This window comes from Limnohabitans sp. JirII-31 (assembly GCF_002778315.1).
Classification (GTDB): domain Bacteria; phylum Pseudomonadota; class Gammaproteobacteria; order Burkholderiales; family Burkholderiaceae_C; genus Limnohabitans.
Genome location: NZ_NESA01000001.1, coordinates 588105 through 603696 on the forward strand (window position 1 = coordinate 588105; position 15592 = coordinate 603696).

The window sequence follows — 15592 nt, forward strand, 5'->3', positions numbered from 1 at the left end:
GATTTAAAGGTGGAGGGTGGCGCGCAACTGTTGGGCAGTGGCCTGGATGGAAGACAACACAGGGCGACCGAATTCGGCGCTCAGGCCCTGCAAGATATCGAAGGTGGGCAGTTGCGAGCAGGCAATGAACATGGCATCGCAACCATCGGTCATGACTTGGCGTGCCATCTGCGCCACTTCGGTGGAGGTGATGCGCCCCAATGCGTCCACGTTGGGGGCGCGCAAGCTGTCAAACGACGCCACATCAATCCCTCCATCGGCCAAGAAGCGTTTGAGCTGATCATTGACTTCGTCGTGGTAAGGAGTGACCAAACCAATGCGTTGGGCTCCTTGCGCTTGCAAGGCTTTCACCATGGCACTGGCTGTGGTGACGACGGGCTTGCCAATCAACTGGGTAAGTTCTGCACACAACTCGGCGTCACCTTGCGCACCAGACAAAAAACTGGCGGCGGTGCAACCGTAGGCCAAAGCCTGAATGGGCTGCCCAACCAAAGTCTGTGCCAGTGCCAGCGCTTGGGCTTTGTAGGCCGGAATGGTCTCACGCGTGAGCAGACCTTGACCGCGCGGAATCTTCAGCGTTTGACAATCGGTGCCTGAAGGCAGCCAGCCCACCAACTCGGTGGCCATGGTGGTGTTGTTGATGGGAACCATCAACGCAATGTGGAGTGGGTTGTTCATACAGGTTCGATACGACGGGTGAGGGAGTGGTCTTGTTGGCGTATGCCTGGACGCAAAGGTCGCCAGTGCAGGGCACGGATTTCGCCAAACTCCTGGGGCAAGCGCTCCCAATGCCAACCGCCATCTTGGCTGGCGAAGACCTGGCCCAAGTTGGTACAGGCCCACAGATGCATGGGTTGTAAGGGATGGGTGGCCACGGTCCAGACCGTGCTGTTGACGGTGCCGGGCAAGAGCACCTCTTGCCAGTGTGCGCCGTAGTCTTCGCTGATCAGCAGGCGTCCCCGGTTGCCCGGAGGGCCATTGCCGTTGGTGAGAAACACCACGCCGGTGTGATCGAGCCGGGGCACGATGGCGCGGGTGTATTGCCAGGGCGAGTCGATGGCTTGGAACTCCCAATGCAAACCGCCATCGGTGCTGCGGTGCAGGCCTTGGTTGGTGGTGGCGTACATCAGGCGTTGGTGATTGGGTTGGTCGAGGATGGCGATGCCATGCACATCCGCAGAAATCAGTCCTTGATCGCGTGCATGCCAGGTGTCACCGTCGTCATGACTGACAAAGATGCCGCCAATTTCAACGCTCAGCCACACCGTGTGAACGTCCAGGGGATCAAACAAAATTTGCGTGACCCGCGTGGCCCCCATGTTGATGGTGGAGAACTGTTGCAAGCCTGGAACTTGGAGCGCTTGCCAAGTTTTACCGCCGTCACGGCTGCGACAAATGCCCGCTGGGCGGCTGCCGACAAACCACAACTGAGGGTCTTGCGGGTGGATGGCGGCCACCCACACGTCTTGCAGCGGCGACGCAATGGCGGTCCACCGCGCACTGGCTTCGTGCCATTGGAACAAACCCATGTCGGTGCCAGCCAGCAGCCAGTCGGGATGCTCTAGGTGACTGGCGAAACTCCACACACGGGCTTCGAGGTACATGCCCGAATGGCTGTTGGGGTGCACCCAGTTCAGGCCACCGTCCTCGCTGAACCAAGCTGAGTGCCCAGCGGTGCCGACATAGACATGCGGTTGCAAATTCATACTCAGTTCAAGCCTTGCACGGGGTGGTAAATTGCGTGCGCTGGATGATAGAGACTATAAAAACTGCAACCGTCATGAAGGAGACAGCCGTGCTGAAGATCAAACAATGGGGAGTTGGAGGGGCCTTATTTTTGGGGTGTGTGCTGGGCGCTTTCGCACAAGCCTTTCCTCAAAAACCGGTGCGCGTGGTGATTGGTTTTCCGCCCGGTGGTGGCATCGACATGGTGGCTCGCTTGATGGCGCCCAAGCTGTCTGAGTCGCTTGGGCAATCGGTGCTGGTGGACAACCGTCCGGGCGCCAACGGTGTGCTCGCGATGGACCACGTGGCCAAATCAGCGCCCGATGGTTACACCTTGTTTTTGGGTACGTTGGGCAACTTGAGCATCAACCCTTCGTTCTATGCCAACTTGCCGTTCAATGTGGACAAACAATTTGTGCCGGTGACCGAGGTGGCTTCGTTGTCGTTTGTTTTGTTTGCGAACCCAGCGGTTCCTGCCAACACTTTGTCTGAGTTGGTGTCGTACGCCAAGGCCAATCCAGGCGTGCTGAATTACTCGTCCAGCGGGGCAGGGGGCTTGCCGCATTTGGCGGGTGAGTTGTTCAGTTCCGCCGTGGGCTCGAAGATGGTCCACGTGGCCTACAAGGGCAGCGCACCCAGCATCAGCGATGTGATGGGCGGGCAGGTGCAGATGACGTTTGAAGCCGCAGCAGCGGGCGCTCAGCAGCTCAAAGCAGGTCGACTCAAGGCCTTGGGTGTGACGGGTAACAAACGCGTCGCTTTTTTGCCCGATGTGCCTGCGGTGCAAGAAGTGGTGCCGGGGTTTGAGGTGCTCAATTGGTATGGCTTGGTGGCACCCGCAGGCACACCCAAGGAGACCATTCGCAAGTTACAGCAAGAGATTGCCAAGGTGATGGCACTGCCCGAGATTCGCGACAAGATGCTGGCCATGGGCACCGACCCGGTGGGGTCAACGCCTGAGGAGTTTGGTCAGTACATCAAGTCTGAGACGCTCAAGTGGGGGCGCATCATCCGCGAAGGCAATATTCGCCCCGACTGACGCTGAACTTGAATTTATTCGCCAAAGTTCAGGGGCAGCCCGACGTAGTTTTCCGCCAATGAGTGAGAGGCGGCCTCGCTGTGTACCAAGTAGTCCAGCTCAGCCTCTTGCACTTTTTGACCAAACCCTGCGGTGTCTGGAAACTGGTGCATGAGTGAGGTGAACCACCACGAAAAACGTTCGGCCCGCCAAATACGACGCAAGCAGCGTTGCGAGTAGTGGTCAATGCCGGCTTCGCTTTTCTCGGCGTAGTACTCGGTCAAGGCGTGGCTGAGGTACTTCACATCGGTGGCGGCCAGGTTCAAGCCTTTGGCGCCCGTGGGGGGCACGATGTGGGCGGCGTCACCTGCTAAAAACATGCGGCCAAAACGCATGGGCTCAGCCACAAAGCTGCGCAGAGGGGCAATGCTTTTTTCAATTGAGGGGCCTGTGACCAAGTTGGCTTGGGCCTCAGGGTCGAGGTGGTTTTTCAAATCAGCCCAGAAGCGCTCGTCTGACCACTCCTCCACCTTGTCGGTCAAAGGCACCTGCACGTAGTAGCGGCTTCGAGTGGCACTGCGCATGGAGCACAGGGCGAAGCCACGGTCGGTGTTGGCATAGATCAGTTCATGAGAGACGGGCGGCACATCGGCCAAGATGCCCAGCCAGCCAAAGGGGTAGACCTTTTCGTATTCGGTGATGGATCCTTCGGGCACGCTGGCACGGCACACGCCGTGAAAGCCATCACAGCCCGCAATGAAATCACACTCTAAGGTGTGGCTTTGACCATCTTTTGTGTAGGTCACACGGGGGTTGGCGCTGTCGAAATCGTGCACATGGACGTCGTGTGCGTCGTAGATGGTGGTCAGCCCTTTGGTGGCCCTGTCATCCATCAAATCACGGGTGACTTCGGTTTGACCATAGACCACCACGTTTTTGCCACCGGTGAGTTTGTTCATGTCGATGCGGTGGCGTTTGCCTGCAAACAGCAATTCAATGCCGCCATGCACCAGACCCTCGTGGTGCAAACGTTTGCTCACACCCACCTCATCGAGCAAGTCGACCGTGACCTGCTCCAACACTCCAGCACGGATACGTCCCAGGACATAGTCACCGCTTTGGCGCTCTAGGATGATGTTGTCGATGCCCGCTTTGTGCAGCAAGGCTCCGAGCAAAAGGCCTGATGGGCCGGCACCGATGATGGCGACTTGTGTACGCATGGTGTGTCTCCGTTTTGAATGCAGCAAAGCATAAAGTGCTGCGGCCTCTTGTGTATGTCATGCAAAGTCAGCTTTGTGCGATGATTGGATTGATTGTGCGATAGTCGCGCAAAGAGGACGGTGTATGTCGATAGCCAAAGCGGATGTGATTGAGGGGATGGTCAAAGGCATGGCTGTGCTGGAGAGTTTTGACACAGAACGCCAGCGGCTGAACGCCACCTTGGCGGCACAACGCGCAGGCATCACGCGCGCTGCTGCACGTCGACACTTGTTGACCCTGCATCACTTGGGTTATCTGGAATCCGATGGCAGCTACTTCTGGTTGGCTGCCAAGGTGATGCGTTTTTCGGGCAGCTACTTGGCTTCGTCACGGTTGCCACGTGTGATACAGCCAACCCTGAACCGTTTGGCGGCCCAAGCGCAACATTCGTTTTCAGCCGTGGTGCTAGATGGAGAAGAGGTGGTCATCATTGCCCGCAGTGACGGGGCCCGTGTGCTGGCGTATGGCTTGCACTTGGGCGCACGTCTACCCGTGCATGCCACGTCCACAGGGCGCGTGTTGTTGGCAGGTAAAACAAAGACGGAGTTCAATGCCTGGCTGAAGGGACGCAGTTTGTCGCGTTTGACAGGCCACACGGTCACAGACCCCAAGACCCTGCGTGAGCAGGTGGCCCAGGCGCAAATCAACGATTACGTCATCAGCTGTGAAGAGCACGAGCTGGGGGTGAGTGCCATGTCTGTGCCTTTGCGCAACGCACAGGGCAAAGTGGTGGCAGCGCTGAACGTGGTGTTGCCGTCCCATGTCATGACAGCGGCCCACATACGGCAGCAATTCTTGCCCTTGTTGCAAGGAGCTGCGCAAGAGTTGCGTGCTTTGTTGTGAGTGATCAGGCGCGCAGCTTGAAGCGTTGAATTTTCCCCGTAGCCGTTTTGGGCAGCTCGTGGACAAACTCAACCCAACGGGGATATTTGTAGGGTGCCAATTGCGATTTGACGTGTTGTTTCAAATCATCGGCGCTGAGCTGCTGCCCCGATTTGAGAACCACAAAAGCCTTGGGCTTGATCAACCCATCGGTGTCGGCCAAGCCCACGACCGCAGCTTCCAAAATGCTGGGGTGCGTCATGAGCGAAGCTTCGACTTCGAAGGGTGATACGTAAATGCCACCGACCTTGAGCATGTCGTCGCTGCGACCACTGTAGGTGTAGTAGCCGTCAGCGTCGCGGATGTATTTGTCTCCGCTGCGCGTCCACTCGCCCGCAAAGGTGGCCTTGGTTTTGGCCCGGTTATTCCAGTACATGAGGGCAGCGCTGGGGCCGCTGATTTGGAGTTCCCCAATGTCACCGTCTTGGCATTCTTGGCCATCTTCCCCCACGATGCGCAGGGCATAACCCGGCACAGCTTTTCCTGTGGTGCCATAGCGCACCTCACCAGGACGGTTGCTCAAAAAGATGTGCAGCATTTCGGTGGAACCAATGCCGTCCAAGATTTCGCTGCCGTATTCAGCCGTCCATTTTTTGCCAATCTCTGCGGGCAAGGCCTCGCCTGCGCTGGTGCACACACGCAGCTTCAAAGCCGATTTGGCCGGGCGTTGTGGGTCTGCCAACAAGGAGGCATACAAAGTAGGCACACCGTAAAAAATGGTCGGTTGATACTTGGTCAAGATGCCAAATACATCGGCTGTTGTGGGGCGGGCAGGCAGCAAGATGGTGGTGGCTCCGACGGCCATGGGAAATGTCAGCGCATTGCCCAGACCGTAGGCAAAAAACAGTTTGGCGGCTGAGTAAACAACGTCTGAAGCTTGGATGCCTAAAACGCCTTTGCCATACAACTCGGCGGTTTGAATCAAATGGCTGTGCAGATGCACGGTGCCTTTCGGGGCGCCTGTTGATCCGCTCGAATAGAGCCAAAAGCACATGTCATCAGCACAGGTGTTCAAGCAAGAAGGTGTGGCATCCGCTTGGGCAATGAGTGACTCCAATGACTGATCTGCGCCAGCATATGTTTCGCCGGACACGATGACAGTTTTCAAGTCGGGGAGTTGGCCGATCAAACCCTCAAACGCAGGGCGAAGAGCACTCGATACCACCAAGACTTGTGCGCGGGAGTCACGCAGCATGTACTCAAAATCTTTGGCTGTCAGCAATGTGTTGGTAGCAACTGGCACCACGCCAGCCAGGATGCAACCCAAAAACACCACGGGCCAAGCTGGTGTATCCAGCATGCACAGCATGAGCCGGGTTTCTGGTGCGAAGCCTTGCGAACGCAGGGCGTTGGCAAAACGGTGAGCTTGTTCGGTCAGTTCGCCATAGGTCAGCGTCTGACCAGACAGGGCGTCGATGAAAGCCACTTTGTGAGGGTGTGAGGTGTTACGCGCCAGCAGATCCTGGGCTGCGTTGTATGAATGAGGTATGTTGACGAGGGGTTGCATGGTGTCTCCTGCACTAAATTGCAACTTTATCTAATTTCGGCAATATATTTCATCGTGGTTTCCCCGTGGTCAACTCAGGCTACAATAGTCAGCTTCGGGGCGTAGCGCAGTCTGGTAGCGCATCTGGTTTGGGACCAGAGGGTCGTAGGTTCGAATCCTATCGCCCCGACCATTCATGAAATAGGCCCCTCACGGGGCCTTTTTTCATGGTAACTGCCCGTAGCTCAGTTGGATAGAGCAACAGCCTTCTAAGCTGTGGGTCGGGGGTTCGATCCCCTCCGGGCAGGCCAAGCGTCTTGATTCAGTTGAACAACCAATCAGGGTTCAACGCGACATAACAGTTCTTTTCACCCAACAGTTGCCCTTCTGGCGAGACGCAAAACGAGCCACGTTGGTATTTGTGCTGATCCGTCAAAACATAAGAACGATAAATCTCTTTGCTGTGTTTGCCGGTTTTGTCCTTGGGGAACAGCATCACAAGACGTGTCGCACCACATTCACCTTTTTGCATGCATTGCACAGCCGCTTTGTCGTCTACATAGAACTCTAGGTAAACCGCCCCTGGAAATTTGGTGTTCGGTTTGGCCACTTTGACCATGCAGGGTAGTTCTTGTGCATGGGGCAAGCCCATGCGGTCGGCGAAGGTGTTCATTTCGCCGAGAACGGTTTTTCGGTATTTGGTGCTCACGACATCGCGACATAAAAAATAGTCAGCGGTCTTGGTCGTGCGAGAAACAGTCGTGAACGGGCGGTTGTTGCCATCGAGCTTGATGATGGCCTTGTCATAGAGCGCACTGACGGTGGGTTCTTCCTTTTTGGCTTCTTTGCCATGTGCATTGCCATGGCCGCCGCCATGACCGTCATCTTTCTTCTTTTCTTCTTTTTTAGGCTCTTTGTGGTCATCCCCGCCATGACCATCGTCTTTCTTTTTTTCTTCTGGCTTGGCGTGCGGATCTTTGCCATGCGCATCTTTGGATTCGGCCTTGGGGGCTGGCTTCGGTTCTTCTTTGGCAACGGGTTTGGGCTCTTCAAAAGCTTCTTTGATCACCCGTTTGTAGGTGTAGCCGCGTCCGGTTTCTCCCTCTTCATCGACGTACTTGAATTTCTTTTCTTCCTTGACAGGCTCGGCCTTCTTGGGGTCGTTGGCCCAGGATGGCGTGCTCAGACAGCCTATCAAAGCGATCAGACAAGAGGCAACAGCAAGGGGGGAGAAATAGGTCGACAACTTCATACCAAACAGGGCTTATCCCCAGAAGATCGACACCTCAAGAGCAGGCTTTAACGCAGGGGATGAATAAAGTGCTCAGTCAACGGTGTAGCAGGTGGTGTCGCTGTGCAATTTGCCCTTGTCCGTCACGCAGTGTTGTGCAATGAGTTTGCGTGACATGTCGGAGAGAAAGTAGGAGCGGTACAAGACTTCACCCTTAGGAATCAAGGTGATGCTGCGAAAGACAGGGCATTGCTCGTTGCGTACGCAAGCCGTCAAGCGCTGATTGTTGGTGTAGAGGTGGATGCTGATACGACCGGGGGTCAAACTCTTCGCAGTCCCAATACTGACCACACAAGCATCGCCTTTGACAAAAGGAATTTCATTGAGTTCTGCAAAGTAGTTCATTTCAGCGACGACAAGCTCGCGAAACCAAGGTGCGACGATGCCCTCGCACTCGAAGTATTCGAGTTTGATGGTGTGGGCGATGGCCTCGGTGTAAGGCCTATTTTTAGGGCCCAGCAGCAGCATGGGTTCTTTACCCGACTGGGGTGGGCGTGCCAGCAATGCGCGCGAGGCAGTGGGCGGGGCCGGCTTGCTGAAATTGGGTTCGGAACTGGTGGACTCCTCTCCCTTTTTGATCGTATAAGGCTTGTATCTAGGTTCGGGTTTGTCTTGTGCGAAGGCAGTTGTCCATACCGTCAGGAGCAAACAGGTCAGCAGGCAAAACTTCTTGAACATAGTGGGAGTTATCGGTTGTAAGAAGGTCAACTTTATCAGCATCGACGCATGTGCCGAGTGCAACTCAAGTAAAGTGATGCCAAACCGATCAACAAGATCATGAATACAAAAATCTGGGGATATGCCTTCTTGCTTCTGGCTTTGGTTGGGTGCGGAGGCGGCGGCGGCGGTGGCACAGTCTCCACACCTGGTGCAACAGGTGCTAGTGTGAACGTGAGTGTGTTTGCTGCTGGCAACTTATTGAGTGAGCCTCGGCACATGGTGTTTGATGGCACCGATCTTTATGTCGCCAATTACGGCGGCAATAACATTGTGAAGATTGACAGCACAGGTGCTCAGTCTGTTCGCATGACAGGTATCTCACACCCATTTGGCGTTGCAACGGATGGTGAGGACTTGTTTGTCACAGGTACGGTTTCGGGAACCGGACTTGGTATTTATCCCTTCACCATCAATGGTGGCAGTTTGCGCGCCTTGATCGCGACTTGTAATTGCTACGGTGTCGCCGCGACTGCTGGCGTCCATTTGTCATCTGGCACAGGTCGGTTGTACGCCGTAGACTTAACCACCCGAAAGGTGAACGTTTATTCAAGTGCAGGCGCTGTCGCAAGCCTGGACGTGGTGGGCGTGCCAACGGGCTTATCGATCAACAACGGTTTTACATACACCACACTGTTTGACAGCAGTGTCAATCCCGTCATTAAAAAAATAGACAACACGACCAACACGGTCAGTGACTTTGTAAATTCGAGCCAACTGGATCGACCCAACGGCATAGCCGTTGATCCTGCAACGGGGAATGTGTATGTCGTGAATCAGGGAACTTCTGGCTCAAGCAGTCTTTTAAAAATCACCCCCGCCGGGGTTGTTTCTCAGTATCTATCAGCGTCGGATGGTCTCTGTGCCGCAACGGGTGTTGCCATCCGTAGCGGCAGCTTGTATGTCAGCAATGGTCCGTGTGTCAGTGCAACGACGCCTGAGACCACCAACTTTATTTTGAAAGCCTCGTTGACTTAACGATTTTCAGCGCGCTTTGTATTGGGTGCTGCCAAACAACACCTCACGCGATTTGTCATCCGTGATGGGTTTGCGCAAATCGGCCAACACCTGAACACCGCGTTGCACGGCAGGACGAGCGCTGATACGGTCAAACCAGTCTTTGAGGTGCGGATAGTCTGCCCAGTCGATGCCTTGGTTTTGCCAGCTGCGCAGCCAAGGGAAGATGGCGATATCGGCAATGCTGTAGCTGTTGCCAGCGATGAACTTGGTTTTTCCCAACTGCTTGTTCATCACACCATACAAACGCTTGGCTTCGTTGGTGTAACGGTTGACGGCGTACTCAATTTTTTCGGGTGCGTAAATTCGAAAGTGGTGTGCCTGGCCCAGCATGGGACCCACACCACCCATTTGGAACATCAGCCATTGCAACACCTCGTATTTGGCGCGGTCACTTTTGGGTAAAAACTTGCCCGTCTTTGCCGCCAAGTACAGCAAGATGGCGCCTGATTCAAAGAGGCTGATCGGTTTACCGTCGGGACCGTGTGGATCGACCAATGCAGGAATTTTGTTGTTTGGACTGATCTTCAAGAACTCCGGCTTGAATTGGTCACCTTGACCAATGTTGACAGGATGGGCCAACCAGTCACGTCCAAGTTTGAGCCCACATTCTTCGAGCATGATGTGGACCTTGTGTCCGTTGGGGGTAGGCCATGAGTAAACGTCGATCATTTCAATTCCTTAACAGCCACGGGTGATGGGCATTTCAACTTCCTGGGGTGCCGAGACAATGTGTCTCGCCAGTTCGAGTTTAGCGATGGCGTTGCGATGCACTTCATCGGGGCCATCGGCCAAACGCAGCGTGCGTTGGTGAGCATAAGAGTAGGCGAGGGGAAAGTCATCTGACACACCCGCAGCGCCATGCGCTTGAATGGCCCAGTCAATGATTTGTGTCGCCATGGTTGGGGCAATGACTTTGATCATGGCGATTTCAGCACGCGCCACTTTGTTGCCCACGGTGTCCATCATGTAGGCGGCTTTGAGGGTCAACAAGCGAGCTTGCTCAATCATGATGCGTGCGTCGGCAATTCGTTCATGCCACACACCTTGCGCCGATACAGGTTTGCCAAAGGCGACACGGCTATTGAGTCGACGACACATCAACTCCAGCGCGCGCTCGGCAGCACCAATGGTGCGCATGCAATGATGAATGCGTCCTGGTCCTAAGCGACCTTGCGCAATTTCAAAACCACGGCCTTCACCCAGTAGTAAGTTGCCCACAGGCACGCGAACATTTTTGAGGACCACTTCCATGTGACCATGTGGTGCGTCGTCGTAGCCAAACACGGTCAGGGGCCGCTCAACGGTGACGCCAGGGCTGTTGCTGGGTACGATGATCATGCTTTGTTGTGAGTGACGTGGGGCCTCAGGGTCGGTCTTGCCCATCACGATGTAAACCGCACAACGAGGATCTCCTGCGCCGGAGCTCCACCATTTGCGGCCATTGATGACGTAGTGGTCACCATCGCGCTCAATACGGCACTGGATGTTGGTGGCGTCAGACGATGCGACCTCGGGTTCAGTCATCAAAAATGCCGAACGAATTTCGCCCCGCAGCAAAGGCTCCAGCCATTGGTCTTTGAGTGATTCACTGGCGTAGCGCTCAAAGGTTTCCATGTTGCCCGTATCGGGTGCCGAGCAATTGAAGACTTCAGCAGCAAAAGGCACCCGCCCCATGATTTCGCACAAAGGTGCGTATTCAAGATTGGACAAGCCTTGGGGTGCGCGCGGGCTGTGCGGCAAGAACAAGTTCCACAAGCCTGCGGCTTTGGCCTTGGGTTTGAGCTCTTCCACAATTTGGGTGGGTACCCAGGCGTTGCCCTTGGCGCGGTTTTGTGCAATCTCAGCATAAAACCGTTTTTCGTTGGGATAGATGTGTTCATCCATGAATGCGAGTAGGCGTGCTTGCATGCCCTTGACTTTGTCGGTGTAGTCGAAATTCATGGTGATTTCCTTGGTGTTGTCTTGTTGTGCGTGATCACGCTTGTTGTGCAAATTTCCAGGCCAACTCGGCCATGGGTCGAGCGCCAGCGCCCGATGCTTTGGCTTGTGTGCTGGAGGCGGTACCAGCTTCCACGCGCTTGGCAATGCCTTGCAAAATGGCTGCAATGCGAAACATGTTGTAGGCGAGGTAGAAATTCCAGTCGGTTTTCAGATCTTGTGGTTTGGCTAACCCTGTGCGGTCGCAATAGCGATGGATGTATTCAGATTCGGTGGGAATGCCCAAGGCGGCGACGTCAACGCCGCCAATGCCACGAAAGGTGCCCGGTGGAATATGCCAAGCCATGCAGTGGTAGCTGAAGTCAGCCAAGGGATGACCAATGGTGGAGAGTTCCCAGTCCAACACAGCCAACACTTTGGGTTCGGTGGGGTGGAACATCAAATTGTCGAGACGGTAGTCGCCATGCACGATGCTGACTTTGCTGGCATCCAAGGCGCTGGCAGGCATGTGCGCAGGCAGCCAAGCCATCAGCTGATCCATTTCTGCAATCGGCTGCGTGACAGAGGCCACATATTGTTTGCTCCAACGACCAATTTGACGTTCGAAGTAATTGCCGGGTTTGCCGTAATCGGCCAGGCCCCGTTCAGCAAAAGGCACAGTGTGGAGTGCCGCGATGACACGGTTCATTTCGTCATAGATGGCGCCACGCTCTTGGCGGTTCATGGTGGGGATTGTTTGATCCCACAGCACGCGCCCTTGCACAAACTCCATGACATAAAACGCCCTCCCGATGATGGACTCGTCTTCACACAACACATGCATTTGGGCCACGGGTACATCGGTGCCATACAGACCGCCCATGACCTTGAACTCACGCTCGACCGCATGGGCTGAGGGCAGTAGCTTGGCCACTGGGCCAGGCTTGGCCCGCATCACGTAGCTTTTGCTGGGGGTGATGAGTTTATAAGTAGGGTTGGATTGGCCGCCTTTGAACATTTCCACGCTCAAAGGACCTGCAAAGCCTTGCAGATGTTGACTTAGCCAAGTTTGTAAGGTGCCCACATCAAAGCTGTGGGCATCGCTGACAGCACGGGTGCCGACAAATGCGTCATCCCGGCTCATACGACGGCCTTATTCAGTGATCGGCTTCGCTGATGTGAAGCAAAGCTTCTCGGTTGCGAATGACCAATCCACCCGCTTCGATGCGAATGGCTTCTTCGCGCTCCATGGCCTTGAGCTCTTGGTTGACACGTTGACGCGAAGCACCCAGCAATTGAGCCAGTTCTTCTTGTGCCAGGTGCAAACCAATGCGCGTTTCTTGTGCGTTGGTCAGGCAAGGCACACCGTAACTGCGAGCCAGGTGCAGCAGTTGCTTGGCCAAGCGCGAACGCAAGGGCAGGGTGTTGAGGTCTTCCACCAAACCAAAGAGTTGGCGAATACGACGCGCTTGCAAACGCAACATGGCTTCGTAGAACTCGACGTGTTGCGTCAAGATTTTTTGGAAGTCGGCTTTGGCCACACACAAGATGGTGGTGTCGCCATGCGCGTACACATCGTGGGTGCGACGATCGCCATCCAAAATTGCCACGTCGCCAAACCAAATGCCAGGCTCCACATAAGTGAAGGTGATTTGCTTGCCCGACAGTGAGGTTGAGCTCACTCGTACGGCGCCTTTGGCGCAGGCCATCCACTCTTCGGGCGCATCGCCGCGCGCTGCGATCAGGTCGCCGTCTTTGCATCGTTTGACGTAAGCGCATCGAAGAATGTCGTGTCGAAGTGAAGGAGAAAGAGATGAGAACCAACGACCTGCGTTGATTGACTCGCGTTCTTCGATATTAAGAATGGGATCGTCCATAAACTGTCTTGTGTGTGACCTAATGTTGATAAATTGTCGCTCGGGCGACCTGTTCAAGATTTGTAGATTGGTTTTTCTTTGTGAAGAAATGCGGCGATACCGATGCCCGCGTTAGCGTGGTGTAAGTTCTTCACGAAGTGATCTCGTTCTTGAGACAAGTGCACCGTCATGTTGTGCGTGCTGGCATCGTTGAGCAATTCCTTGATGCTAGACATGGCGTTGGGTGCGCGTGCATTGAGACGCTCAGCCAATTGCAGCGCCTGATCGAGCGCGTTGCCACTGTCGACCACTTGATTGACCACGCCAAGTGCATGCAAGCGTTCAGCGCCAATGCGCTCTCCCAGCAAGAGCATTTCCGACGCCAATTGGCGCGGCAGTGCCTGAGCCAAGCTCCAGCTGCCGCCACCGTCGGGTGACAAGGCGATGCTGCTGTAAGCCATGACAAAAATACTGTCGCGTGCAGCGACCACCAAATCGCACATCAGCACCAAGGAAAAACCAGCACCTGCTGCCGCGCCTTCAACGGCTGCGATCACAGGCTTGGGGAAGGTGCGGATGGCCTCAATCCAGCTGTGCAAACCTTCAATACTTTGGGCTTGTACTTCAGGCGCTTTGTCGCGGTTGCCTTGCAAGCGTTGCAAGTTGCCGCCTGCGCAAAAGTTGGCGCCTTCGCCCGTGATGATGACGCTGCGTATTTCGGGGTTGGTCTCGGCGACATTGAGCGCCTCTATGCCAGCGGCATACATCTCTGGCCCTAGCGCGTTGCGCAGCGAGGGATCGGACAGGGTCAAGATCAGGGTCTGACCTTGGCTGGTGCTTTTGAGTTGTGCAGTCATCGCAATACAGAGTTCAAGACTCGACGTGGCTCAGACTGAGTCCAATCGCACCGCGTCGACGCAGCCAAGGGCTCGGGCGATAACGTGGGTCGCCGTAGACGGTCTGCACATTGAACAGAACTTCCAAAATCTCGGTCGGACCGAACTTGTCCCCCATCATCAAGGGGCCCATGGGGTAACCCAAGCCTAGTGTGACTGCAGTTTCCAAGTCTTGTGGTGTGCACACGCCTTGTTGGCAAATGTCGCAGGCAATGTTGACGATGGTGGCGACCACGCGTTGGGTCACAAATCCACCACTGTCGCGGATCACACTGACAGGCTTGCCATCGCGCGCGAAGAGGGCGTGCGCGGCGTCGCGCATGTCGGCTCGGGTGGCGGGGTTGGTCGCCAGTACACGGCGCTTGGTGACCTTATCGTCAATCAAGAAATCAATGCCAATGGTGCGGGCTGGGTCAAGCCGCTCGACGATAGCGACTGTGGTGACATCAAAGCCCAGGGGTGCCACGATGGACAGGGCTTGTGCCGAGGGAGATGCACCCGTTTCAATCTTGGCGCCTAAGTCTTTGAGCAATTGCAACAACTCGGCGCGCCGCACGGCGCGGGTAGAGACCCACACAGGAGGCATGTCGGACACGACAGGCACGGCTGGCTCGGGGGGTACTTGTGCCACACCCTCGATGTATTTGTAGAAGCCTTCTCCTACTTTTTTGCCCACAATCCCGCCAGCCAAGCGTTGGGCGGTGATGACGCTGGGGCGGTAACGCGGCTCGTCGTAATACTGCTGGTAGATCGACTCCATGACGGGATGCGACACATCGAGTGCGGTCAAGTCCATCAACTCGAAGGGGCCGAGTTTGAATCCCACTTGGTCTTTCAAAATGCGGTCGATGGTGGCGAAGTCGGCAATGCCTTCGGACACGATACGCAAAGCTTCGGTGCCGTAGCCCCGACCCGCGTGGTTCACGATAAAACCCGGCGTGTCTTGCGCGTGTACAGCTTTGTGGCCCATCTGGGTTGCGTATTTGGCCAAGTCTTGGCAAACAGCGGGCTTGGTTTTGATACCGGCAATGACTTCAACCACTTTCATCAAAGGCACGGGGTTGAAAAAGTGGTAACCCGCAAATTGCTCTGGATGCTTCAGCGCAGAAGCGATGGCCGTGACAGACAAAGACGAGGTGTTGGTGACCAGCACTGTGGTGGGTTGCACCAAAGATTCAAGCTCAGCGAAGAATGATTTCTTGATGTCCAAACGTTCAACAATGGCTTCAATGACCAAATCGCAATCGGCCAAATCTGTCAGTTGCGCGGCGGGTTGAAGTGCTTGTTTGTACTGAGTTGCCTGTTCAGGGCTGAGTCGTTGTTTCTCGACCAGCTTGTCCCATTGAGCCCCTACGGCAGCGATGGCTTTGGATACAGCATCGGCCTGCATGTCAAACAGTTTGACGCGGCTGCCGGCTTGTGCCGCAATTTGCGCAATGCCGCGCCCCATGGCTCCGGCGCCGGCGACGCCTACAGTTTTGTAAATCGGATTCATGCGCAAGATTATGACCGAGCCGACGCCCC

General features: G+C 55.4%; 15 protein-coding genes and 2 tRNA genes. 5 read left to right on the forward strand and 12 right to left on the reverse strand.

Going from position 1 to position 15592, the window contains the following annotated elements; all coding sequences use genetic code 11:
- Positions 1 to 3: 3 nt before the first annotated feature.
- Both B9Z41_RS02800 and B9Z41_RS02805 read right to left on the reverse strand, forming a co-directional pair.
- On the reverse strand, positions 4 to 678 hold the full coding sequence (locus B9Z41_RS02800) for an aspartate/glutamate racemase family protein (RefSeq protein ID WP_100144747.1): 675 nt from the start codon (positions 676 to 678) through the stop codon (positions 4 to 6).
- Complete coding sequence (locus tag B9Z41_RS02805) at positions 675 to 1706, reverse strand: sialidase family protein (protein WP_100144749.1); 1032 nt, start codon at positions 1704 to 1706, stop codon at positions 675 to 677. Before B9Z41_RS02805 ends, B9Z41_RS02800 begins: the two co-directional genes overlap by 4 nt.
- Positions 1707 to 1795: 89 nt before the next feature.
- Here B9Z41_RS02805 and B9Z41_RS02810 point away from each other — a divergent pair, with 89 nt between their 5' ends.
- Positions 1796 to 2764 (forward strand): tripartite tricarboxylate transporter substrate binding protein, encoded by a 969-nt coding sequence (locus B9Z41_RS02810; protein ID WP_158236126.1) that lies wholly within the window; start codon positions 1796 to 1798, stop codon positions 2762 to 2764.
- Positions 2765 to 2778: 14 nt separating this feature from the next.
- On the opposite strand, the gene pobA is transcribed toward B9Z41_RS02810, so the two are convergent.
- Positions 2779 to 3963: a 4-hydroxybenzoate 3-monooxygenase gene (gene pobA, locus B9Z41_RS02815; protein WP_100144753.1), complete on the reverse strand. Its 1185-nt coding sequence runs from the start codon at positions 3961 to 3963 to the stop codon at positions 2779 to 2781.
- Between the two features lie 124 nt (positions 3964 to 4087).
- Between pobA and B9Z41_RS02820 the strand changes: the two genes are divergently transcribed.
- Entirely contained in the window at positions 4088 to 4846 is a 759-nt protein-coding gene (locus tag B9Z41_RS02820; protein WP_100144755.1) for an IclR family transcriptional regulator C-terminal domain-containing protein, read from the forward strand.
- Between the two features lie 4 nt (positions 4847 to 4850).
- On the opposite strand, the gene B9Z41_RS02825 is transcribed toward B9Z41_RS02820, so the two are convergent.
- Positions 4851 to 6392, reverse strand: coding sequence for a benzoate-CoA ligase family protein (locus B9Z41_RS02825; protein ID WP_100144757.1), 1542 nt, complete (start codon positions 6390 to 6392; stop codon positions 4851 to 4853).
- 95 nt (positions 6393 to 6487) lie between these two features.
- On the opposite strand from B9Z41_RS02825, the gene B9Z41_RS02830 reads away from it, so the two are divergent.
- Both B9Z41_RS02830 and B9Z41_RS02835 read left to right on the forward strand, forming a co-directional pair.
- Positions 6488 to 6564, forward strand: a tRNA-Pro gene (locus tag B9Z41_RS02830).
- 41 nt (positions 6565 to 6605) lie between these two features.
- Positions 6606 to 6682 (forward strand) — tRNA-Arg (locus B9Z41_RS02835).
- An 11-nt stretch (positions 6683 to 6693) separates the two neighbouring features.
- Here B9Z41_RS02835 and B9Z41_RS02840 read toward each other — a convergent pair.
- Together B9Z41_RS02840 and B9Z41_RS02845 are read right to left on the reverse strand one after the other, a co-directional pair.
- Positions 6694 to 7623: a hypothetical protein gene (locus tag B9Z41_RS02840; RefSeq protein ID WP_100144759.1), complete on the reverse strand. Its 930-nt coding sequence runs from the start codon at positions 7621 to 7623 to the stop codon at positions 6694 to 6696.
- 72 nt (positions 7624 to 7695) lie between these two features.
- Positions 7696 to 8166, reverse strand: a complete 471-nt coding sequence (locus B9Z41_RS02845; protein WP_158236127.1) for a hypothetical protein — start codon at positions 8164 to 8166, stop codon at positions 7696 to 7698.
- A gap of 273 nt (positions 8167 to 8439) precedes the next feature.
- On the opposite strand from B9Z41_RS02845, the gene B9Z41_RS02850 reads away from it, so the two are divergent.
- Positions 8440 to 9357 carry a hypothetical protein gene (locus B9Z41_RS02850; protein WP_143474139.1) on the forward strand — a complete coding sequence of 306 codons (918 nt, stop codon included), beginning with the start codon at positions 8440 to 8442 and terminating at the stop codon, positions 9355 to 9357.
- Positions 9358 to 9363: 6 nt separating this feature from the next.
- Here the strand turns inward: B9Z41_RS02850 and B9Z41_RS02855 are convergent, their stop codons facing one another.
- From B9Z41_RS02855 to B9Z41_RS02880, 6 genes are read right to left on the reverse strand one after another with little or no spacing between them, the layout of a single operon-like run.
- Positions 9364 to 10068 (reverse strand): glutathione binding-like protein, encoded by a 705-nt coding sequence (locus B9Z41_RS02855; RefSeq protein ID WP_100144765.1) that lies wholly within the window; start codon positions 10066 to 10068, stop codon positions 9364 to 9366.
- A gap of 9 nt (positions 10069 to 10077) precedes the next feature.
- The gene (locus B9Z41_RS02860) at positions 10078 to 11340 is read right to left on the reverse strand and encodes an acyl-CoA dehydrogenase family protein (protein WP_100145120.1); all 1263 of its coding nucleotides are present in this window, start codon (positions 11338 to 11340) and stop codon (positions 10078 to 10080) included.
- A 34-nt stretch (positions 11341 to 11374) separates the two neighbouring features.
- Positions 11375 to 12460 carry a phosphotransferase gene (locus B9Z41_RS02865; protein WP_100144767.1) on the reverse strand — a complete coding sequence of 362 codons (1086 nt, stop codon included), beginning with the start codon at positions 12458 to 12460 and terminating at the stop codon, positions 11375 to 11377.
- Positions 12461 to 12473: 13 nt separating this feature from the next.
- Positions 12474 to 13193 (reverse strand): Crp/Fnr family transcriptional regulator, encoded by a 720-nt coding sequence (locus B9Z41_RS02870; protein ID WP_100144768.1) that lies wholly within the window; start codon positions 13191 to 13193, stop codon positions 12474 to 12476.
- A 53-nt stretch (positions 13194 to 13246) separates the two neighbouring features.
- Entirely contained in the window at positions 13247 to 14029 is a 783-nt protein-coding gene (locus B9Z41_RS02875) for an oxepin-CoA hydrolase, alternative type (protein WP_100144770.1), read from the reverse strand.
- A 13-nt stretch (positions 14030 to 14042) separates the two neighbouring features.
- Positions 14043 to 15563 carry a 3-hydroxyacyl-CoA dehydrogenase gene (locus B9Z41_RS02880; RefSeq protein ID WP_100144772.1) on the reverse strand — a complete coding sequence of 507 codons (1521 nt, stop codon included), beginning with the start codon at positions 15561 to 15563 and terminating at the stop codon, positions 14043 to 14045.
- Positions 15564 to 15592: the final 29 nt, after the last annotated feature.

Coding starts and splice junctions, on each gene's coding strand:
- B9Z41_RS02840 (WP_100144759.1), bottom strand. CDS start 7,623: ATGAAGTTGTCGACCTATTTCTCCCCCCTTGCTGTTGCCTCTTGTCTG.
- B9Z41_RS02855 (WP_100144765.1), bottom strand. CDS start 10,068: ATGATCGACGTTTACTCATGGCCTACCCCCAACGGACACAAGGTCCAC.
- B9Z41_RS02865 (WP_100144767.1), bottom strand. CDS start 12,460: ATGAGCCGGGATGACGCATTTGTCGGCACCCGTGCTGTCAGCGATGCC.
- B9Z41_RS02870 (WP_100144768.1), bottom strand. CDS start 13,193: ATGGACGATCCCATTCTTAATATCGAAGAACGCGAGTCAATCAACGCA.
- B9Z41_RS02800 (WP_100144747.1), bottom strand. CDS start 678: ATGAACAACCCACTCCACATTGCGTTGATGGTTCCCATCAACAACACC.
- B9Z41_RS02805 (WP_100144749.1), bottom strand. CDS start 1,706: ATGAATTTGCAACCGCATGTCTATGTCGGCACCGCTGGGCACTCAGCT.
- B9Z41_RS02875 (WP_100144770.1), bottom strand. CDS start 14,029: ATGACTGCACAACTCAAAAGCACCAGCCAAGGTCAGACCCTGATCTTG.
- B9Z41_RS02880 (WP_100144772.1), bottom strand. CDS start 15,563: ATGAATCCGATTTACAAAACTGTAGGCGTCGCCGGCGCCGGAGCCATG.
- pobA (WP_100144753.1), bottom strand. CDS start 3,963: ATGCGTACACAAGTCGCCATCATCGGTGCCGGCCCATCAGGCCTTTTG.
- B9Z41_RS02825 (WP_100144757.1), bottom strand. CDS start 6,392: ATGCAACCCCTCGTCAACATACCTCATTCATACAACGCAGCCCAGGAT.
- B9Z41_RS02860 (WP_100145120.1), bottom strand. CDS start 11,340: ATGAATTTCGACTACACCGACAAAGTCAAGGGCATGCAAGCACGCCTA.
- B9Z41_RS02850 (WP_143474139.1), top strand. CDS start 8,440: ATGAATACAAAAATCTGGGGATATGCCTTCTTGCTTCTGGCTTTGGTT.
- B9Z41_RS02820 (WP_100144755.1), top strand. CDS start 4,088: ATGTCGATAGCCAAAGCGGATGTGATTGAGGGGATGGTCAAAGGCATG.